This is a genomic window from Salibacterium aidingense DSM 18341, from assembly GCF_000429685.1.
Lineage (GTDB): Bacteria > Bacillota > Bacilli > Bacillales > Marinococcaceae > Salibacterium > Salibacterium aidingense.
This window is the reverse complement of record NZ_AUCI01000028.1, coordinates 21,713-41,426: the sequence shown is the minus strand read 5'-3', so window position 1 is coordinate 41,426 and position 19,714 is coordinate 21,713. Positions and strand designations below refer to the sequence as shown.

The following is a 19,714-nucleotide window of genomic DNA, read 5'->3' as shown; positions in this document are numbered from 1 at the left end:
GGGTTTATATAACAAGAACGTCCATTCAGCGGAGTCAAAATAGGTCGACTCCTGCGGGAAAAGCACGAGTCTCGAGACCCCGCAGGAAGTGGCTTTCTTCCGAGGAGGCTCGAGCCGTGCCCGCGGAAAGCGACCTATTTTGACGCAGCGATAGAACAATACACAAAAATCCGAACGATTTATGGAAAAAATCGTTCGGATTTTTTGTCCATGATAATGTTTTGTCCCAGACTCGCTGCCTGTTTATTTGGATTTTAACACATCATGGTCTACGTAGCGTTCTCCATTCATTTCTGTAAGTACGTTAATCGCTGTTTTTGCTCCATCCCCGGACGTTATGATGGTATGAACACTGACGCCGGCAGCGGTTCCAGCTGCCCAGACTCCTACTACGCTTGTTTTTCCTTTGTCATCGACATCAATGATCGATTTTATGCGTGGCTCGGTGCCTTCTGTTGTTTTAATGCCGGATGTTTCGGCAAGTTTGGTATTGCCGCCGATGGTGAGAATCACATGAGCCGCTTCATATTCTCCGTCCTCTGTTTCTACATTCACCCGTTGATTATCCACTTTCTCCACACGGTTTACTTGGGTATTCACAAATTCGGCCCCGAAGTTTTCCGCCTGCTCCCGGCCGGTTTTTAATAATTCCGGACCTTCTACTGCCGGCGCTCCGTAATGGTTTTCCACCCAGGCTGCTTTTGTCATACTTTGCTCGTTATCAAGAACCAGCGTTTTCTTTCCGGCTTTTGCTGTAAAAATAGCTGCACTTGCTCCGGCAGGGCCGCCGCCAACAACAATCACATCATACATACTTTTACTCCCTCCCTTGTTCTTTTCCATCCACCTTATCTCTTACCCGTTTCCCCCGTTTATCAATCATCATTTTTGTGCTGTTTTTCGATGTGTTTTTGCAAATGAAAATCATGAACCAGCCGTATGGCCGGGCGGACCATAAGCTGAAAACTTCCGATGACAAACAGCCAAATTCCAATGCTCTTTAACGGTTCTGAAAAAAAGAAGAAGCTTCCAATGAAAAACCACAGTCCAAGCAGAAAATCATTGAGGGTATGAAGGATGGTATATTTTTTCTGAACAAAGAACTCATAACGTCCGAGTGAGATATCCACATAGTTTTCCGTGGTCCTTTTTTCACTCATCTATCTTTGCCTCCCCTTTCCTAATAAATCTTCCCGGTATCATTCCTGGATAAAACAAAAATAAATCCCCGATCGCTGCCATCGGGGATTTATGATTATAAGGAGACATTTGGGCTTGCATTTACTTCATGGCGAAAATCAGTCGATAGCTGACCTCTGCCTGATCAGCTGTTAAAAGGAGGAATTATCATGTTCACCAGAAGAAGGGTCCTTTATGCTTGTTTGTCTCCTTATAAGAAGGGGGACAGGATAGTGTGTAATATGTCTTCTATCCTTACAATTTCATCTTATGAGATTTATATGTCAGCCCAATGTCAGAACGACATTTTTTCTAATTTTTTTCTTTCATGATAAACTCCAATAGAGGAGGGATAAAATGATAACATCGGCCAATATAAAAGAAAAGCTTGGACACGGCGTGACGCCGCAGGAATTTATGGAAAGCATGAATCATCGCTATCGCGCCACACTTGATCAATGGCACGAACTATTCACCTGGGACGACCATGATCGGGAAGCCCTTGCTCCCTTGAAAGACAACACCAGCCTTCGCTGTGCGGTTCTTGCCGGTGACTGGTGCGGGGACGTTCACCGCAGCCTCGGACCGGTGCTTGAGGTTATGAAGGAGGCGGATATTCCTGTTGAGCTATTTATCATGGAGAAGCACGATGATTTAATGGGACATTTTTTAACTATGGGCGGCCGTTCCGTACCGAAAGTAATTGTCACAAATCCAGGGGGAGATGTCCTGTTCACATGGGGACCTCGTCCTGCATACATCCAGGAACCAATGACCGAATTTAAGCGGCAGAACTATGCGCCGGACGATCCCCAGGCCGAAGAAGCCAAAAAGGCTGCGTATGAAGGGATTCATGCGAGGTATGGGAAGGACAGCGGTTATCAAAAACTGGTCGTATATGAATTGACCAACCAGCTGCTCCAACTCTGAACCCTGGGACGTCTTCACTCTTGATGCTTTGGCAGCTCAAGGGTGAAGACAGTTCTTCCCGGAGCGCTTTCTGCAAGCACCAGATCGCCCTCCATACTGCGGGCAATCATTTTGCTGAAAGGAAGTCCCAGTCCCAGGCCGTGGGTGTCATACTTTTTATTTTCTCCCCGGAAGAAGCGTTCGAATATAAGATGTTTTTCTTCTTCGGCTATCCCCGGCCCGTTGTCTATAATATCTATTCCTATCGTGGATGGATCTTTGTGATAGAGGACGGCATCCATGTTTCCTTCCCCTTTTAAGGCCTGCTTTGCGTTATTTAAAAGATTGACGATAATTTGTTGGAGCCGTAAAGAGTCTACGCTGACATAGACAGCGTCCTCCAGCAGATGCAGGGATAACTGCAGTGTTTCCTCATCGTTAGCTACCTCCCACTGGTGGATAATTTCCTTCAGCAGGGTATTAATATCATGTTCTTCTTTAGAAATCGGCACCGAGTAGGCAGCAAACGAATTAAATTCTAATAAATCCGCTACCATCGTTTTCATTCGATTGGCTTCGTTTAAGGATACATCAAGAAATTCTTTCGCTTCTTCTCCACTTACGACGTCGTCCCTTACGGCCTGAATCAGCCCCGTCATCGAAGTAACGGGGGTTTTTAATTCATGCGTCACTCCGGCCAAAAGCTCCGAGCGAAGTTTTTCGAGCTCCTGCAGGCGCCCGGACATTTCCCGGAAGGAATGAACGAGTTCATGCACTTCCTGTTCTTTTATGTTGGCCGGCAGGGTAAAGTCATAATCCTGTTCCTGAACATGTTTGGCGGCCGTAGCTACATCCTGGATAGGCCTTGAGAGTTTTCGCGACAAAACGTAAATAACGGCCCAGCCGATGAGTGCCAAAGAAACCAGCATAATCGCGAGAAGCCGGAATTCTTCGTTCATTTGCGTAAGCTGGTTGGCTGACTGAATCACGACCACCCAGCCGACAATGACATCCTCCGCCATAATCGGTGTTTTTACCAGATAGGACTCCTCGCCGCTTTCCAGCCGCAGGCGCTGGACATTGTTTTCATTTTCCAGAATACTTACGGGAAAGATTTCAAACGTAAAAGGGTTCCTTTCAAATGGGTTGGATAGAATCCGGCCGTTACGGTCCACAATATATATAATAGGATCCAGTTCCGTATCTAAAATATTCTGCCGCTGTTGGATATAATCAAAAATCCCCTCCTGAGGAACGGTTTCTCCTGATTGTTCCTCGACAAAACGGTCCGCTATTTCCTGTCCCAGATATTTGGTCATATCCAGTCGATGTTCAAGGTTTGTCTGTCTCAGCCAAAACACCGATACAATACCTACTACAATAAGTCCAATGACAAGTGTCATTAAATAGCGCGTCGTCCAATAACGAAGCAGTGAGATTTTCTTGTCTGATTTATTCATAAACACAGAATTGATACCCCAATCCACGCAGCGTCTTTATTTCCCCCTCCGACTCCGGCCAATTTTGCAGGGACTTGCGGATGCGCTTGATCGATAAGTCCACGGCCCGGTCACTTCCTTCATAATCGATCCCCCAAACCCTCTCAATCAGCTGTTCCCGGTCAAAGGTCTGATTCGGGTGTCTTGCCAAAAAAAGAAGCAGGGATAAATCCCGTGGGGTCAGCGGAACATCCGCTCCATTCAGTTTTACCGTGTGTGCTTTTTGATTGATGGTTAAACTGCCATAATGATTGACTTCCTCTTCCTGCAGCACCTGCCCCGACCGCCGCAGAACGGCTTTCGCCCGTGCTACCACTTCGCTTGAATCAAAGGGTTTACTTATATAATCATCGGCCCCGCCATCGAGGCCTTTGAGGCGGTAATCTACGTCTCCGAGGGCCGTAAGCATAATAACAGGAACGGCAGATTCTTCCCGGATTGTTTCGAGTATGCTCCACCCGTCCCGGCCGGGGAGCATCACGTCTACAATCGCAAGCTCCGGTTTAAACTCCCGAAAAGCAGGCAGCGCTTCATCCCCGTGTAATACAGCTTTTACTTCATAACCTTCTTTTTGAAAATAAGCCTGAAGCACTTTACTGATAGCCGGCTCATCTTCAATGATCAGTATTCTCTGCATCTCAGGTCACTCCTTGTCATCATTATATAAGATATACAGGTAATAAAGCTATGTATACAAAAGGAAATCCCCGATACATCATCAGGGATTTCCATATTTAAAAAGGGGGTCAATGAAAAAAGTTAGCTGCTTTTATCGCTGTGTTCACTTGTTGCTGCTTGCAGATAGCAAGGCGGGCTGCTGGGGGGACAACCCGCATGTTATTATATCCATGCATGCAAGGGGTCAGCATCATGGGTTGCTGAGGGAAAGAAGTTCATGTCTCTAGCTTCTTCCTCATGTTCGTTTACGATTTCATCGGAAATTTGTCGTATGCTTTTTCCCTTGGTCTCTATACCAAGTTCTTCCGCTGCTTGTAATGCTTGTTTTTCTTTCACTTCCATGATTAGTTGGGGGACTTCTTTTCCTTCAGGGTCAATGCCCAGTTCTTTGCTTTCGGCTTTTAATTCCGCTTCACTTACGGCGTCCACGATTTCCGACAATTCTTTGTCGCGGGTGTCAATGCCGAGTTCCGCTGCTCTTTCCGTTAGAACAGCTTCTCTGACTTCTTCTGTCAGGGTACTGAGGTTCTTTCCCAGTGTGCTTATTCCTAATTCTTTTGCTCGTTGTTTTACTGCGACTTCTTTGACTTCCTGGGAAATTTCATAAATATTCTTGTCTTCTGTGTCAATACCAAGTTCTGCAGCATACTGTTCCAGTTCCTCGGTTTTCATGGCTCGTCTGCTTTTATAGGCAGACGGCTGGCTGGCTTGATGTTGAGAAAAGCTGGCGTCTCCCTGAGGAGCTTCCTCTTTGGTGACTACGTTATCTACGGGACTATTTTCTGCAGCTGCAATGCCTGGCACTGCACCGATCATACTAATGGATAATACAGACGCCAGTAAATAGTTTCCTTTTTTATTCCATAGCACCTCGCTTCCCTCCTGAAGATTATCTATTGGATCGGCTCTCTGCCGATCACATTTATTACTTTAAAAGAACCTTATGTCAGCTTGATGTCAACAACAATATTTTTTTTAAAATTTTTCAGCCGGGTTATTGGAACTGTGATGGGATATTCTGCAGATCTATACTCCACACCGCCGGCAGGTAGAGATTGACAGCCACGACAATAAGAATAATAGCCAGCACATTCAGCCAAAATCCATTTTGAACCATTTGAATGATTTTCAATTTTCCTGTTCCAAAAATAATGGCGTTCGGCGGCGTTCCCACCGGAAGCATGAAGGCACAATTTGCTGCCATCGCACACGGAACCATCAAAGCATAGGGATGTATATTCAATGCAATGGCAAGAGACGCCACAACAGGTAGAATCATGGTTCCCGTTGCCGTGTTTGATGTAATTTCGGTTAAAAACAGCACAAGCGCCGTGGATACAAACACGATCAGGACAAAATTCATTCCTTCCAGAACCGTTAACTGCTCGGCCATCCAATTAGAAAGACCAGTATTTTCAAAACCGGAAGCAATCGCCAGACCTCCGCCGAATAACAACAAAATACCCCATGGAATATTTTTGGAATCTTTCCATTCGAGTACTTTTGTTTCTTCCTTGTGGGCGGATGGAATAGAGAATAGTAATAGCGTTGCCGTGATGGCAATCATCCCATCGCTAATTTCCGGCAGACTTACGATATCCTCCCATATAAATGTTCTTGTAATCCACATGAACGCTGCGAATACAAAGACGGCCAGCACCGCTTTTTCCTCCGGGCCAATGTGGCCGAGGGCTGTTTTTTCCTGTTTTATTAATTCCCGTCCGCCGGGCAGCTGTTTCATGTTGATGGGATAAATGATTTTAGTGAGATAAACCCAGGCACTCACCAGCAGAATGGCCACCACAGGAACCGCAAACGCCATCCAGCCGGCAAAAGATATTTCCACCCCATAAAGTTCCTCGACCGTTCCCGCCAGCAGACTGTTTGGCGGCGTGCCGATCAACGTGCCGAGACCGCCGATGGTGCCGGCATAGCCGATCCCGAAAATAATCGCTTTTTCAAATTTTTTCAGGTCCTTATTTCCCTCTTCTTCTTTCAGTGCTTCTGTCACCTGATAAACAATCGCCATTCCAATCGGAATCATCATCATCGTAGATGCTGTATTCGACACCCACATCGATAAGAAGCTTGTGGCAACCATGAATCCCAGAATAATACGATTGGTGCTTGTTCCTATGAAGTCTATAATATTTAATGCGATACGTTTATGAAGATTCCATTTTTCCATCGCCGTGGCTATAAAAAAGCCGCCCAGGAACAAGAATATAATATCATTTCCATAAGAGGAGACCACCGTATCCACATCCACCGCTCCGAATAACGGCAGTAAGATTATCGGTAAAAGGGAGGTCGCCGGGATCGGAATAGCTTCGGTAATCCACCATGTTGCAATCCACAGCGTGGCGGCTAATACGGTTTGAGCCGCGGCACTTAAGTCATCTGGCTGAAAAAAAAGCATGGCAAGAACAAATAACAACGGCCCAAGAATAAGCCCCACCAATTGGGCACGGGTGTAGGCTGGGTTATCCTCTCCGTCCCCTGAGCCACCGCCTGATTTTCCGTTGCCGCCCGGGCCTCCGGGACCGCTGCCAACTGCTGAATTTCCTTTGCTGCTCCCGGCGGAAGAAGCATTTGCTGCCTCCCTGATCTGAGAAAACGTCAACAATTTTTTCGTTTTCGTATGGGATGACCACAGACTTCTCCACACAGAAGTAATCGTTCCTTTCGCCACGTCCATTCCTCCTCACTCTTTCATTGTAAACGCTTACTGATTATCGAATATACATGTGTCTGCTTCGAAAGTATACCTTTGTTAAATATTCCAACCCTTTTTAAAGTAAAAAAAGCAAAAATGGAACTACTTCGCTTGAAAACGCTGCACCATTTCGAGCTTCCCGGGTTTGAGCCGGAATTGATGCAAGGGCCTTCCGGTTGCCTGGAAAATAACATCCATACCAAGCACATCCTGATCTACTAAGTAATGAAGGTATTTTCGTACAGAAACTTGGGAGATTCCAGTATGTTCGGCCACATCACCGGCAGAAAAAGCCTCCTCATGAAAGCTCTCCACCACCTCCGCGATACGGGAGAAGGTCAGCGGGGTAAGGCCCTTGGGAAGATCCGTTTCCTTGCTTTGAAGAGCCGGCTGGTGTTGAAAAAAGGGATCCAGATCTTTCTGCGTCACCGGCTCTTCCTTTTTGATGATATCCTGTTGATAACGATAGCGCCTCAACGCTTCCTGGAACCTTTCAAAATGAAAAGGTTTAATTAAGTAATCTACCGCCCCATATCGGAGAGCGTCCTGTACCGTTTCCTTATCATCAGCGGCAGTGATAACAATCACATCCACCGGACTTCCGGTTTTACGCAGATCTTTCAGCATTTCCATCCCTGTTTTCTTTACCATATAAATATCCAGTAAAATCAGATCAATGTCACGGCCGTTTAGGTACTTCCATGCTTCTTCCACATTTTCCACGGCAGCTGCCGCTTTAAACCCCTCTACTTTTTCGAGATATAATCGGTTAAATTTCGCAACCATCGGGTCATCTTCCACAATTAATGTTTGTATCATACGTGGTCCCCTTCATAGGGAACGGTCACTTCTATTCTTGTGCCTGTTCCTTTTTCAGAAAATATTTCGATATCCCCGTTCATTTCCTGCAAAGCTTTTCGGGTAAGCTCCATGCCATACCCCCGGTTCCTTCCTTTCGCAGATATACCTGATTGATATATATTCTCCATTTCCTCCTCTGTCATGCCTCTGCCATTATCGCGAATCGCAAAATAGAGAACGTCGTCCATGTAATGGATGGTTATTTTTATATGTCTGCGTGCCTGGTTCTGCACTGCTTCCATGGCATTATCCATCAGATTTCCAATAACCGTGATCAGCCCGTCCATTTGTTCCGTCTTTCGAAGTACAGGAAGCGGAGATCCCCCTTCCAGCTCGATCTCAATGTCCTGCTCCTGAAACGTATTGAATTTGTTCAGCAGATACCCTGCTAGAACCGGGTCTTTCACCAACTTAGAAACAGACCCAGTATCCCGTTGATAGGCCGTGGAGATCTGAGAAATATACTCCTCCAACTCCTGGTATGATTCGGTGTGAACCATGGCTGATATCACATGAAGCTTGTTCATGAATTCATGAGTTTGAGCCCGCAGCCGCTCTGCATAGTGTCTTGCCCCGGTAAGCTGTTCGAGAAGAGTGGTCAGTTCCGTTTTTTCCCGGAAAGTAGCAATGGCACCGACGACCTTTTCCTCTAAAGCCACCGGCATTCGATTTACGATAATAGAAAGGTCGTTCAGATTCATTTCCTGGTCGTATTCAGCATGTTGATGAGATAAGATCTCTCTCAAACGGGACTCCGGAAAAAAGACATCGACCCGTTCGCCCATCGGATCCTTCCTAATACCCGCTCGTTGAAATAATGCTCTGGCCGCATCATTGACAATAATAATATACCCCTTATCATTAATCGCAATAATACCTTCCCGGACAGAGGCAAGCATGGCTTCTCTTTCCTGGAGCAGCTGCCCAATCTCACGGGGTTCCAATCCATGCATTGTGTATTTGATACGCCGCGCCAGCCACAATGCTCCCAGGACACCAATCAGCATTCCTGCTCCGGAGCCAAGATAAACGATCTTCTGTCGATCCATCATAACACTCTCAATGTTATCCAATAAAATACCGACAGACACCACCCCGATCTGCCTGCCCTCCTCGTTGGTAATGGGTACAAAAGAACGCAGGGATTCCCCAAGGGTACCTTCAGCGACAGAAGAGTAGCTTTCTCCTTCAAATGCACGGTCTTCGTCGTTTCCTACAAAATACTGCCCAATTCGTTCCTCCACCGGATGGGACTGACGGATATGGTCCATATTCATGACAACAATATAAGCAACATCGGTTTCATCCTGCACCTGTTTGGTATAAGCTTGAATTTTTCCATCCTGGAACTCCTCCTGCAGTCCATTTCGGACAATGTCTGAGAAGGCCACAGCATGAGCGACATCCATTGTTTTTTCCTTTTGAGCCTCTCTTGCCTGCTCTGCTGTATCCCTTGCAATTAACACCCCTGTAACCAGCAGGGCAACCAGCGTGACAAAAGAAACGAGCAGGGTAATCCAACTCTGAAGCCGGATCGGCCTCCTATTATTTAACCAACGTTTCATACCTCTTCCCTTGCCTTTCTATTTTCTCCATCCAAGCATCAAAAAATGGGGCTGTCCAAAAGGGCAGCCCCTGCAGTCAGTAAACTAGTAATAATCCAGCCCCTGCTGTTTTCTTTCTTTTTCTCTTTTTTTGGCGTCCAAAAATTCTTTGAACTGCTCCTTGCTTACATAGGAGGACATGGCTTCTCTAACTACTTCCAGCCATTTTTCATCCAGTTCTTCTGCTGCTTCTTTCTCCGTTTTTGGACCTAGTATATCATGAACCTGAACATCCAGAGCTGCAGCAATTTTTTCCACATACTGTACGGAAGGGTACAGCCATCTATTCTGTTCGATGTCGTGTAAGTAGGTCAGCGATATATCTGTACGTGCCGCCAAATCATGAATAGACATGTCCTTTTTCATTCGATAACGGACAATCCGTTCCCCGATCAAAAGAAATCCTCCCTTCCCTTCTACTTTTCTTCCGGTTAAAGACCTTCCCCCATTTTGTTACGATTTTCTCCACCCAAATAAGCAGTTAAATAGGAGCATTCGTCCTTCTCTATTGCAATAATCACAACTTTTCTAGCATTTATTACAAATATATTACATGATAATATGTAATTGTAATGGAGATTTGAACCATAACATGGTCAATTCTGGAACCCCTAAGGAGGAATCATGTTGAACGAAGATAAACCGTACGTAGAGCTGTTATTATCCTCTTCCAACCCGCACATCAGTTTTTTATCCTTGTCCCAAACCATAATGAATCAAAATGATCTTACCACGTGTACGAAAAAGAACACCCTGCAGAAAGTTGTGGAGGCCTACGAAGAAATCTGCGATTATCCATATAATTAAAACGTATCAGCCTCACTCGATAGAATTAAAAATGAAAATCAAAACCCAACCTTATACGCAAGGTTGGGTTTATTATAGCATAATCTGTCCGATTTTCGATTTATAGTTGTATGATTTATTTCACAAACACCGTCTTGATTGATGTAAAAAACTCCTTGGCGGCTTCGCCCTGCTCCCGCGAATGAGAACTCGAGTTTTTCATGCCGCCGAATGGAGCCTGCAGCTCGACCCCTGCGCTTTCTGCGTTGATACGGACGAGACCGGCTTCGATATCGTCGAGAAACGATAGAAAGTGCTGAATGCTGGTGGTGAAAATCGAAGCGCTGAGTCCGTATTCTGTGTCGTTTGCCAGTTCAATTGCTTCTTCTACGGTCTCTACCTTCATTAACGCGAGGACCGGGCCGAAGATTTCTTCGCGGGCAATCGTCATATCGGGGCTCACTCTATCAAAGACAGCCGGCGTAATATAATACCCTTTTTCCTCCGGGACCGTCTCTCCTCCGCAGAGAAGTTCGGCTCCCTCTTCTTTCCCTTTTTCAATATAGGAGGAGACGGTCTGAAACTGGCTCTCACTGGCACACGGCCCCATCCAGCTGTCCTCTTTCATGCCGTCCCCGACTTTGATATCCTTTACTTTTTCAAGCAGTTTCTCTTTAAAGGAATCATAAACGGTACTTTGCACGATCACACGGCTGGTTGCTGTACATTTCTGGCCGGTGGACTTCAGTCCGCCGCTGATGGTTGCATTGACGGCCAAATCAAGGTCTGCATCTTCGGTCACAATGACCGGGTTTTTTCCGCCCATTTCGAGTTGATATTTAGCGCCTCTGGAAAGCGCCGTCTGTCCGATGCCCCGTCCCACCTGTTCTGAGCCGGTAAAGGTGATGCCGTGAACATGCGGGTGTTCGGCCAGTCCCTGCCCTATCACGGAACCGGTCCCTGTGACAAAATTAATCACGCCTTCAGGAAAGCCTGCTTCCGCCAGGCATTCCATCACTTTTGCTGCAGTGATGACCGCTTCCTGTGCCGGTTTGAACACAACGGCATTGCCATAAACGAGAGCCGGCGCGATTTTCCAAATGGGGATGGCTACCGGGAAGTTCCAGGGGGTGATAACGCCTACTACCCCAAGCGGTGTCCGTGTAGTAAACATCAATGCCTCCTGATCGGTGGAGGGGATGACATCGCCGTTTTTTCTCATGCCTTCGCCGGCATAATAACGCAGGAGCTGAACGCCGCGCATCGTTTCTCCCTTTGCCTCCGGAAATGTTTTTCCCATTTCTCTTGTCATCGTTTCTGCGATTTCTTCCAGGCGGCCCTCCAGAAAATCGGCCGCTTTAAATAAAATGTTTCCTCTTGCCGGCTCGGCCATTTTTCTCCAGGCATCTTTTGCCGCCATTCCTGCTTCCACCGCTTTATTCAGCGTATCCGCGCTGGAAAGGGTGTAATATCCCACGACTTCATCGGGACGTGCCGGGTTAATGCTTGCTTTGGTGTCCCCGGCGGATGATTCCCATGTTCCATTGATATAGTTGGAATAAGTTTGCTGTGTGACAATACTCATAGAAAGGCCTCCTTAGGATTTTGTCTGTGCGGTACGATCCTGCAACTGGTGGACCGTGACATCGTTCCAGCTCAAATCAGGAAGTGTAAACTGCTCCACTTTCTTTTCATCCAGTTCGATTCCAAGACCAGCAGTATCCCGGGACGGCGTTATTAAATAGCCGTTTTGGTAGCTGATTTTTTCAGTAACCACATCATCGATATACAGCTCCGGTCCGGTCGGATCCGACGTATAATTAAGGTTTGTCATGGTGCTTCCAAGATGTGCCATTGCTGCTGTACCAATGGAAAGCTCCTGAGTCGTACCGAGCAGGCAGCTTTTCTTGGCTACGTCAGCTGCCGCAATCGCTTTTTTTGCACTTGACAGGCCGCCGATAAAGATCGGCGAAACATTAAAGATATCAACAGATTCCTGTTTTATCATTTCAAACTGCTGACGAAAACTCCATACGTGTTCACTGACAGGGTGATCTATTTTATGGCGGAAATGACGAAGACCCTCAAAATCATTGGGATAGGCCGGGCTTTCTACCAGCTCAAAATGATAACGGGACAACCTTTTAACCACCCTTGCTGCTTCTTTCCAATCCAACAGATGACTGAAATCAAGCGATTTAATCGTGACTTTCGAACCGAATTCTTTGTCTACCGCTGCCAAAAAGGCTGCATCTGCTTCTACATTTTTTCCGGCATACAAACGGAACACATCGAATCCTTCCGCCAAACGCTTCCGGACGACTTCCACGTTCTCTTCAACTTCTTCCATAAAACGATGACGGAAAATCGGATAGCACACTTTGAACTTATCATGGTATTTGCCGCCGAGCAGTTCCGCGACAGATACACCGAGGTACTTTCCGCATAGGTCATGGAGAGCGTTGTCCACACCGTTACGGATAAAGCTCCCCTTCTCGTAGTAATACATCGCTTCCGGGAAGTTATCTAGCAGCTCTTTATTAATTAACGCCAGATCGAATGGGTTTTTCCCGATCAGAATCTGCTCCAGCACCTTTTCCAGGTCTTTCACATCCGGAGCGTAACGGGGAAGATGGGAAAAATCGGACATTTCCCCTATCCCTGTCACTCCTTCATCCGTATACAGCCGGACAATGATGTGTTTATTGACGAACCCAGTATGCCTGGGTACTCCGACGACGGTTAAAGATACATCTGTCAGTTTCATTTACGCACAACCTTTCCCCAGTAGAATGATTAGACTTTCAGAAATGTCTCTTTGCTAAGCTGCCAATCTTCCAGCAGATCCGCCACTTCCTGATTTTCTTCTGCACTTAACGCAGACACAGGCTCCCGGGTCGGCCCGGCCGGGAATCCCAGCATTTGCAGCGCTTCTTTGATGACAACGACATTGTTGCCGGCGTTGTGTCTTGCCCGCAAATCCTCAAACGGAACCATCGTATGCCACAGTTCCCAGGTCCGCTGCCAGTTTCCCTGACGCAGTGCCTGTAATAATTCAAAAGATATCTCCGGATACAAGTTTACGAGACCGGAGGTAAATCCTTCTGCCCCGGCCGCCCAGAAATACGGGGCCCACTTTTCGGCTGTTCCGCACACCCAGGTAACTCCGTGTTCTTCCGGCGTTTCCCTTACAATCTTGGTAAAGCGCGGAAGATCATTAATCGCGTATTTCACACCTGCCAGCTGCGGCAGCGGTGTCAATTCTTTCAACACTGCGTCCCCTAATGCGGGGTTTTTAAAATAAATCACCGCCGGCATATCGATAGCTTCCATAATATTTCGAAAATAAGCTGCCGTCCCGCCTTCGTTCATATAAGGATGAATCGGCATGTGAATCAAAACGGCATCCGCTCCTGCTTCTTTAGCATCGAGCCCCATCTCTACAGCTGTATCTACGGAATATCCAATACCGGCTATGACCGTTGCACGGCCGGATACCCATTCTGTTACCTTTCTGTTTTCTTCTTTTGCTTCTTCCACGGTCAACGAATAAAATTCTCCTGTGTTGCCGCATGGCACAATGACTTCCAAATGTTTATCGAGCAGATAATCGACATTCCGCTTCAGCGCCTCCCAATCGATCGAATGATCTGGATGAAATGGCGTAATATTAATAGCAGAAATCGTTTTCAATTTTTCCGCTGCTGTTTTCGTCTCCATATTATTCTCCTCTCCTCCGCTGTTCCTGCTTCATGACATGATCAAGCGTTCTCAGGATATGACTCTTCATTTCCAATTCCGCTGTTTCTCCATCACTCTGTTCCACCGCTTCAAACACCCGCCAATGCTCGGCAAACCCTTCCGTCTGTTCCTTATTCTGCTGCAGGGCCAGCTTGCGGAAGGCCCGGTCAAAAGCAGAAACGGTATTCCACGTCTGCTCCATCATCGGGCTTTGAGCGTAAGTAACAATCATCCGGTGAAAGGTTGTATTTTCCTGCACAAGCTCTTCCACCCGCTGTTCCTGCAGAAGAATATCCATACGTTCAAGCTGTTGTTTTAGCTTCTGTTTATCTGCCGGTGTCATTTTTTCTGCTGCCAGCCTGGCACACAACCCTTCCACCGACGCCCGAAGCATTAATATTTCTTCAATGGAGGTGTCCGCCATATTGGAAACAAACGTTCCTTTCCTCGGCACCGTTTCCACCAGCCCTTCATATTCGAGCGTACGGAATGCTTCCTTTACCGGAGTGGTGCTGATATTCATTTTTTCGGCAATCTGCCTTTCCCGGATCGGCTCTCCCGGCTTATAATAGCCCATTACAATCGCTTCCCGGATCGTATCGACCGCCATCTGCCGGAGGGACTGAATATTATTCGTGCGCGACATCAAAAATTGTTCGAGTTCCGCATCCATATTTCCACCTCCTTTGATATCTGATATATCAGTTAATAATACTATAAATCCCTATTGATCTTTTGTCAATCACTCGATCAACAGGGAGGGAGAGAATTTTTTAAAACGTATCCCCCCATTTCAATAAATGTTTATCTTGAAACCTGCCCGCAATAAGAGAGATACCTGCCGGTGCCTCTTTCGCTCCTGAAACAGGAACCGTAAGTTGAGGAAGTCCTCCAAGCCCTGCAATCGAAGTAAGCTGCATCGTTTTGGCTCTTCGGTCATTCATTTCTTCCAGCGATTGATTTCGTATTGGGGCCGGCCCAGGCGTTGTCGGAAGTACTAGTATCGTATCGTTTTTCAAAAAAGAAGAAAGATAACTTTGTATTTGTTCTCGGAGGTTTACTAACTGCGAATAACGGTTTTGATCCAATGTAGCTGCCCACGAAAATCGTTGGGCAATATCAGGACCGAATCCCGGGTTTTCCTGTTGGATCCACTCCCCGTGTTCCTGCCAGATTTCCATGGCCTGCATCGTGCGGAAGGTCTCCGCCCACGCCTTCAGTCCTCCGGTCGTCAATGTTTTCTGTTCCACTGTTTCCGCCTGACTAGAAATAGTGGACAGAAGCGGGGAATAAACGGACTGCAGCTCCGGGTCCAGCAGTTCCCAGGGTTCTTCCGGGATAACCACCCGCCGTAGACCGGGGCCCGCATGGAAATCATCGAGTAAGGCGTCCCCGATTTTTTTCATCAGCTTCGGTTCTTCTGCCATCCAGCCGATCGTATCAAAGCTTTTCGCCAGCGGAATGACGCCTTCGATCGGCAATGCCCCGTGGGTTGGACGAAATCCATACAGACCGCAGTAAGCGGCGGGAATACGCACAGAACCCCCCGTATCAGTGCCAAGCGCAAAATCAACACACCCGCCCGCCACTGCGGAGGCTGATCCACTGGAAGAGCCGCCTGGTATGCGATCCGGTGCTTTGGGGTTTTGAGGAGTGCCGTAATGATAATTTTCTCCGTTTAAACTGTACATCATCTCATCCGTGATCGTTCTTCCCTGCAGCTCCGCGCCTTGACGCCGCAGTGCTGTGACAACTGGTGCATCGTCGAGAGCCGGCCGGGCTGTACGGAGCCAATCTGGATTTCCCGCTCCATTGGCAACCCCTTCGACTGCTATGACATCTTTAATCGAAAAGGTCCTCCCCGATAAAACTCCCTTACCCAGCGGAGTTCTGACTGTGTCCTTATCAATATAAGCGTTGAATTCACCCATTTCCCCCGATCCCCCCTTTGTTTCATTATCGAGGACAGAGGGGAGCTTGTCATGCAGCAATGTCAATAAAAAAGGTGTCTTCCACTGGTTATGATCACTAAATCACAGAGAAACAGCCACCGGTTTTTTATTTCTGAAAAAATACCATTCCTGGTAACCTATTGACTTGAGATGTCTCCGGACAAGATCCAAATCCTCCCCGATCCGTTCCGGGTCATGGCTGTCCGATCCGAGCGTGATGGGGATGTTATAATACTTTGCTCGTTCCAATAAGTCTGCGGAAGGATACCAGCCGCCGCAGTCTTTCATTTTACCGGAGGTATTTACTTCAATCGCTACTTCCTGATCCGCTATTACGTGTAAGGCATGATCCACCTTATTCGTTTTCACATCGGAAATAGAAGGGAAATACCCTTTAATCGCATCGATGTGGCCAAGCACTTGGAACATGCCGCTTTTTGCTGATTTTTCAATCAACCGGTAATATTCTTCTTTGGTATCAAGGATTTCTTTTTCACTTAATCCATTCCAGCGGTTTTTATCAAAGATATTAACCCCGTGAACAAAATGAACCGAACCGATAATGTAATCCATCGGGTAGTGATCATAGACATTTTTGTATGTCTGGGCGGATTTTTCGAAGTAATCAGATTCTACGCCAAGCAGTACTTCAATTTTATCTCTGTATTTTTCTTTCAGTCGTCTGACTTCGTTTACATATTCAGCAAACTCACTTTTCGCCATTGTCAATGTCGGATAAGGATGGTTTTCTTCCCTTCCAAAGTACGGGGAATGATCCGATATGCCAATGACATCAAGTCCCCGCGCCAGTGCTGCCTGAATATAGTCTTCCATTTCTCCCCTGGCGTGGCCGCAGCGATAGTGATGCGTATGCAGATCAAATTTCATAGGCTCTCCACTCCTTCTCCCTTTTCTTCTATTAGAATATCATATTTTACAGTATGAAAAGAGCCAGGCTGGTATACAGCCCGGCTTACTCCTCTTAATATCGAATATTTGATTTTTTCTGTGTTCTCAACGCCTGATAGGCAAATTCCACAAGGGTGTTGACTTCTTTGGCGTCCCGCATCGTGTAGCGCGGCGGTTTATCTTCCCGGACACATTCCTGAAAATGCTCAATCTCATTTCGATAGGCGTCATCTTTTACGTTGATCGAAGATACGATGTCTCCCGAGCGGTCTTTTACAATAATCGTACCGCAGCCATTAGCTGAGGCATCAGGACGATAGGCATCTTCGACCTGAATGGAGCCTTTCTCACAAATGATTTCATATCGGTTCGCTGCCGGTAGATCAAAACCTGCCACCACTTCGCCTAACCTGCCGCTGCCATCTTCAAACAGCGCAATCGACATGACATCTACGCCGCTGGTGTCATGGTTTCTGCCTCTTGTGGTGACTTTTTCCGGTTTCCAGCCAAGAAGCTGATTCATGGTATGGATGCCGTAACAGCCTACATCATACAATGCGCCTCCGCCCAGCTCCTTATTCAGGCGAATATTGTTTTCATTGGTAATGGTAAAGGAAAAATGAGCTCTGTAAAACTTCCAGTCTCCCAATTTATTCGTCTGCAATACTTTTTTTACCACGTCATGCTGTTTATGAAACTGATGCATGAAGGCTTCCATCAGGATGACATGATGCTGTTCCGCCGCCTCCCTCATCTGCTTCACTTCTTCAGAAGAAATGCCGGCCGGTTTTTCCAACAGTACATGCTTGCCTTTTTCCATCGCTTTTAACGCCCATTCCGCATGAAGAGAGTTTGGAAGAGCAATATATACAGCATCTATCATGACATCATCTAACAGCTCTTCATATGTCTGATAAAATACAGGGACATCTTCAAAGTCTGCTGCTGACCCGGATTTGCTTGCAATGGCACGGATTTCCCCCTCCGAGGCTTTATGTAACGCAGGCAGAAATTCACTGATAGCTATTCTCGCTCCTCCGATAATACCCCACTGCAGTGTCTCTTCCATTAATAAAACGCTCCTTTGTTTTATGATTTTACAGATTCAGCTACAAACCAGGGATTACGCAGATTTTCTTTGTTATATGTCAAATTTTTCGAAGAGTCCGTCGTATGAACAGTACCGCCGGCCGCTTCGATAATGGCCTGTCCGGCTCCTGTATCCCACTCCATCGTCGGGGCAAACCGCGGATAGATATCAGCAGCCCCCTCCGCAATTAAACAGAGCTTCAGGGAACTCCCGGAAGAGACCGTATCGACGCTGTCATACTCCTTCTTAAGCTTCTCGATGAACGCCTCTGTCTCCTCCGACATGTGGGACCGGCTTGCCACCACCCGGGCTTTGTTCTGTTGCGGCTCCTGTTCGGGCAGACGGGTCCCATGGGAAAACCAACTCTCCCCCTCCCTGATCTCTTTGGCCGTAACACTGGCCTGCTCCACTTTGAGCGATCCTTCGCCGACCTCTCCTATATATAAAAGATCAAGGGCCGGCGCATAAATGACTCCGAAAACCGGAGCCCCCTGCTTCACAAGCGCAATATTGACGGTGAATTCGTCATTTTTCTTTATAAATTCCTTGGTCCCGTCCAGCGGGTCCACGAGAAAAAGGTCCTTCCACGCTGCCCTTTCAGGAAAGGGCAGCTGTTTTCCTTCTTCGCTTAATACAGGTATATCCGGAAACGCATCACGCAAAACATCCGCAATCAGCTGATGGGCTTTCTGATCCGCGATCGTCAGCGGGGAATCATCTTCCTTATATTCAACATCAAAATCCTTTTTATAAATATCCATAATGGCAGCACCGGCGTCCAGTGCCGCCTGAATAACTTGATTCATATCCCTGCTCCTTTCCTTTTAAAAATAAATATCAGGCAGCTCCAGGTTATATTTCTTCTGCAGATTGCGATTGCTTTCCACGTACTGGGCTTTTATATACTCTTCCAGCTTTTCCGGGAGATGGTACCGCTTATAATGAAGTTTGAAACTCCATTTACTCTGAAGCACCTTTCTCGGAGAAAACCTTCCTTTAATAGGAGACGGATTGACCGGGATGAGTCCTTTCGGATGAAGCGGCGTTTTAAATAAATAATTCACCCGGCGCCCAAGGGCGACCTGCATCGTTCCATAGCTCCGGTTGACCTGTTCATTTTCATAAGGGGGAATTTCTTCTTCTCCCATGTAACGTAAAAGATCGAGCATATGCTTGTCTGTCTCGCTTTTGAATTGCTCGTAGATCAGGAGATGATAATGATCACTCCCAAACAGCTCTTCTACTTTGCCCAGGTAATAATCATAATGATAGTGATCAAGGATCCCCTGATTCTCCAGATCCCTTAGGTGATCCTCCGGTTTTTTCACCCCGCCCTGATGGACATACTGCACATACAATGAGGCCAGCAGATTCACCTGCTCCCGGATACCGACAATAATGTGGACGTCAAACTCCTCTTCCGGAAACACCCGGCGTATATCCTCCAGCACCCGAATATTGTTTTTCGACCGTTTTTGCGAAAACGGGCTTCCCGACAACCCTTCATAGGAGATCAGTAACGGTTTCTTTTTATAAAACTTCAAAACCTTTTCCCGGATTTGTTTCACATGCTCATCTGACAGCTTTTTCAGCCTGAGATCGTAAAGCTCCTGTTTTAGTTTGCCGTACTTTACATAACGGACGCTTTGCATATTCGGATAGATGCAGCGCTGCAAAAACGATGTTGCTGTTTTATGAAATCCTATATGAACATAAATGGTTTTTTTCATCAGCTAAACTCCAAGTCATTAATCTTTCTTCTTATCATACATCATTTTTCCCCCGTTTCG

General features: G+C 46.7%; 20 protein-coding genes. 2 read left to right on the top strand and 18 right to left on the bottom strand.

Translation table 11 applies throughout. The features are described from left to right. Positions 1-243 precede the first annotated feature (243 nt). Complete coding sequence (locus G475_RS0119195) at positions 244-813, bottom strand: FAD-dependent oxidoreductase (RefSeq protein ID WP_026702663.1); 570 nt, start codon at positions 811-813, stop codon at positions 244-246. 62 nt (positions 814-875) lie between these two features. Beyond that, positions 876-1,160 (bottom strand): YrhK family protein, encoded by a 285-nt coding sequence (locus G475_RS0119190; protein ID WP_035711998.1) that lies wholly within the window; start codon positions 1,158-1,160, stop codon positions 876-878. 376 nt (positions 1,161-1,536) lie between these two features. On the opposite strand from G475_RS0119190, the gene G475_RS0119185 reads away from it, so the two are divergent. Beyond that, positions 1,537-2,109, top strand: coding sequence for a thioredoxin family protein (locus G475_RS0119185; RefSeq protein WP_035711994.1), 573 nt, complete (start codon positions 1,537-1,539; stop codon positions 2,107-2,109). 14 nt (positions 2,110-2,123) lie between these two features. Here G475_RS0119185 and G475_RS0119180 read toward each other — a convergent pair whose 3' ends face one another. From G475_RS0119180 to G475_RS0119150, 7 genes are all read right to left on the bottom strand, one after another. Beyond that, positions 2,124-3,548 carry a HAMP domain-containing sensor histidine kinase gene (locus G475_RS0119180; protein WP_051302733.1) on the bottom strand — a complete coding sequence of 475 codons (1,425 nt, stop codon included), beginning with the start codon at positions 3,546-3,548 and terminating at the stop codon, positions 2,124-2,126. Continuing rightward, complete coding sequence (locus tag G475_RS0119175) at positions 3,541-4,224, bottom strand: response regulator transcription factor (protein WP_026702659.1); 684 nt, start codon at positions 4,222-4,224, stop codon at positions 3,541-3,543. Before G475_RS0119175 ends, G475_RS0119180 begins: the two co-directional genes overlap by 8 nt. A gap of 203 nt (positions 4,225-4,427) precedes the next feature. After that, entirely contained in the window at positions 4,428-5,135 is a 708-nt protein-coding gene (locus G475_RS0119170) for a hypothetical protein (RefSeq protein WP_026702658.1), read from the bottom strand. A gap of 124 nt (positions 5,136-5,259) precedes the next feature. Next, positions 5,260-6,957, bottom strand: coding sequence for an SLC13 family permease (locus tag G475_RS0119165; RefSeq protein ID WP_026702657.1), 1,698 nt, complete (start codon positions 6,955-6,957; stop codon positions 5,260-5,262). A gap of 126 nt (positions 6,958-7,083) precedes the next feature. Further along, complete coding sequence (locus G475_RS0119160) at positions 7,084-7,800, bottom strand: response regulator (RefSeq protein ID WP_026702656.1); 717 nt, start codon at positions 7,798-7,800, stop codon at positions 7,084-7,086. Further along, positions 7,797-9,407, bottom strand: a complete 1,611-nt coding sequence (dcuS, locus tag G475_RS0119155) for a DcuS/MalK family sensor histidine kinase (protein WP_026702655.1) — start codon at positions 9,405-9,407, stop codon at positions 7,797-7,799. The genes G475_RS0119160 and dcuS overlap by 4 nt, the downstream gene beginning before the upstream one ends. A gap of 84 nt (positions 9,408-9,491) precedes the next feature. Continuing rightward, the gene (locus G475_RS0119150) at positions 9,492-9,842 is read right to left on the bottom strand and encodes a helix-turn-helix domain-containing protein (protein WP_026702654.1); all 351 of its coding nucleotides are present in this window, start codon (positions 9,840-9,842) and stop codon (positions 9,492-9,494) included. A gap of 231 nt (positions 9,843-10,073) precedes the next feature. Between G475_RS0119150 and G475_RS0119145 the strand changes: the two genes are divergently transcribed. Further along, positions 10,074-10,253, top strand: coding sequence for a hypothetical protein (locus G475_RS0119145; RefSeq protein ID WP_026702653.1), 180 nt, complete (start codon positions 10,074-10,076; stop codon positions 10,251-10,253). A gap of 115 nt (positions 10,254-10,368) precedes the next feature. Here G475_RS0119145 and gucD read toward each other — a convergent pair whose 3' ends face one another. The 9 genes from gucD to G475_RS0119100 form a co-directional block, all read right to left on the bottom strand. Next, complete coding sequence (gene gucD / locus G475_RS0119140; protein ID WP_026702652.1) at positions 10,369-11,817, bottom strand: alpha-ketoglutaric semialdehyde dehydrogenase GucD; 1,449 nt, start codon at positions 11,815-11,817, stop codon at positions 10,369-10,371. 12 nt (positions 11,818-11,829) lie between these two features. Then, positions 11,830-12,999 carry a mandelate racemase/muconate lactonizing enzyme family protein gene (locus G475_RS0119135; RefSeq protein WP_026702651.1) on the bottom strand — a complete coding sequence of 390 codons (1,170 nt, stop codon included), beginning with the start codon at positions 12,997-12,999 and terminating at the stop codon, positions 11,830-11,832. A gap of 29 nt (positions 13,000-13,028) precedes the next feature. Continuing rightward, positions 13,029-13,952 carry a dihydrodipicolinate synthase family protein gene (locus G475_RS0119130; RefSeq protein ID WP_026702650.1) on the bottom strand — a complete coding sequence of 308 codons (924 nt, stop codon included), beginning with the start codon at positions 13,950-13,952 and terminating at the stop codon, positions 13,029-13,031. Position 13,953: 1 nt separating this feature from the next. After that, complete coding sequence (locus G475_RS0119125; RefSeq protein WP_026702649.1) at positions 13,954-14,646, bottom strand: GntR family transcriptional regulator; 693 nt, start codon at positions 14,644-14,646, stop codon at positions 13,954-13,956. Between the two features lie 100 nt (positions 14,647-14,746). Next, positions 14,747-15,904: an amidase gene (locus tag G475_RS0119120; RefSeq protein WP_026702648.1), complete on the bottom strand. Its 1,158-nt coding sequence runs from the start codon at positions 15,902-15,904 to the stop codon at positions 14,747-14,749. A gap of 102 nt (positions 15,905-16,006) precedes the next feature. Then, a complete protein-coding gene (locus G475_RS0119115) occupies positions 16,007-16,813 on the bottom strand; it encodes a histidinol-phosphatase (protein WP_026702647.1) in 807 nt (268 codons plus the stop codon). A gap of 94 nt (positions 16,814-16,907) precedes the next feature. After that, positions 16,908-17,903, bottom strand: a complete 996-nt coding sequence (locus G475_RS25705; protein ID WP_051302727.1) for a Gfo/Idh/MocA family protein — start codon at positions 17,901-17,903, stop codon at positions 16,908-16,910. Between the two features lie 20 nt (positions 17,904-17,923). Further along, positions 17,924-18,730, bottom strand: coding sequence for a 3'(2'),5'-bisphosphate nucleotidase CysQ (gene cysQ, locus G475_RS0119105; protein WP_026702646.1), 807 nt, complete (start codon positions 18,728-18,730; stop codon positions 17,924-17,926). Between the two features lie 18 nt (positions 18,731-18,748). Further along, positions 18,749-19,654 carry a hypothetical protein gene (locus G475_RS0119100; RefSeq protein ID WP_035711981.1) on the bottom strand — a complete coding sequence of 302 codons (906 nt, stop codon included), beginning with the start codon at positions 19,652-19,654 and terminating at the stop codon, positions 18,749-18,751. Positions 19,655-19,714 lie beyond the last annotated feature (60 nt).

Excerpts from the sequence above, each read along its gene's own strand:
- G475_RS0119130 (WP_026702650.1), bottom strand. The coding sequence starts at position 13,952 with ATGGAGACGAAAACAGCAGCGGAAAAATTGAAAACGATTTCTGCTATT.
- G475_RS0119115 (WP_026702647.1), bottom strand. The coding sequence starts at position 16,813 with ATGAAATTTGATCTGCATACGCATCACTATCGCTGCGGCCACGCCAGG.
- cysQ (WP_026702646.1), bottom strand. The coding sequence starts at position 18,730 with ATGAATCAAGTTATTCAGGCGGCACTGGACGCCGGTGCTGCCATTATG.
- G475_RS0119195 (WP_026702663.1), bottom strand. The coding sequence starts at position 813 with ATGTATGATGTGATTGTTGTTGGCGGCGGCCCTGCCGGAGCAAGTGCA.
- G475_RS0119135 (WP_026702651.1), bottom strand. The coding sequence starts at position 12,999 with ATGAAACTGACAGATGTATCTTTAACCGTCGTCGGAGTACCCAGGCAT.
- G475_RS0119120 (WP_026702648.1), bottom strand. The coding sequence starts at position 15,904 with ATGGGTGAATTCAACGCTTATATTGATAAGGACACAGTCAGAACTCCG.
- G475_RS25705 (WP_051302727.1), bottom strand. The coding sequence starts at position 17,903 with ATGGAAGAGACACTGCAGTGGGGTATTATCGGAGGAGCGAGAATAGCT.
- G475_RS0119160 (WP_026702656.1), bottom strand. The coding sequence starts at position 7,800 with ATGATACAAACATTAATTGTGGAAGATGACCCGATGGTTGCGAAATTT.
- G475_RS0119100 (WP_035711981.1), bottom strand. The coding sequence starts at position 19,654 with ATGAAAAAAACCATTTATGTTCATATAGGATTTCATAAAACAGCAACA.
- dcuS (WP_026702655.1), bottom strand. The coding sequence starts at position 9,407 with ATGAAACGTTGGTTAAATAATAGGAGGCCGATCCGGCTTCAGAGTTGG.
- gucD (WP_026702652.1), bottom strand. The coding sequence starts at position 11,817 with ATGAGTATTGTCACACAGCAAACTTATTCCAACTATATCAATGGAACA.
- G475_RS0119125 (WP_026702649.1), bottom strand. The coding sequence starts at position 14,646 with ATGGATGCGGAACTCGAACAATTTTTGATGTCGCGCACGAATAATATT.
- G475_RS0119180 (WP_051302733.1), bottom strand. The coding sequence starts at position 3,548 with ATGAATAAATCAGACAAGAAAATCTCACTGCTTCGTTATTGGACGACG.
- G475_RS0119185 (WP_035711994.1), top strand. The coding sequence starts at position 1,537 with ATGATAACATCGGCCAATATAAAAGAAAAGCTTGGACACGGCGTGACG.
- G475_RS0119175 (WP_026702659.1), bottom strand. The coding sequence starts at position 4,224 with ATGCAGAGAATACTGATCATTGAAGATGAGCCGGCTATCAGTAAAGTG.
- G475_RS0119190 (WP_035711998.1), bottom strand. The coding sequence starts at position 1,160 with ATGAGTGAAAAAAGGACCACGGAAAACTATGTGGATATCTCACTCGGA.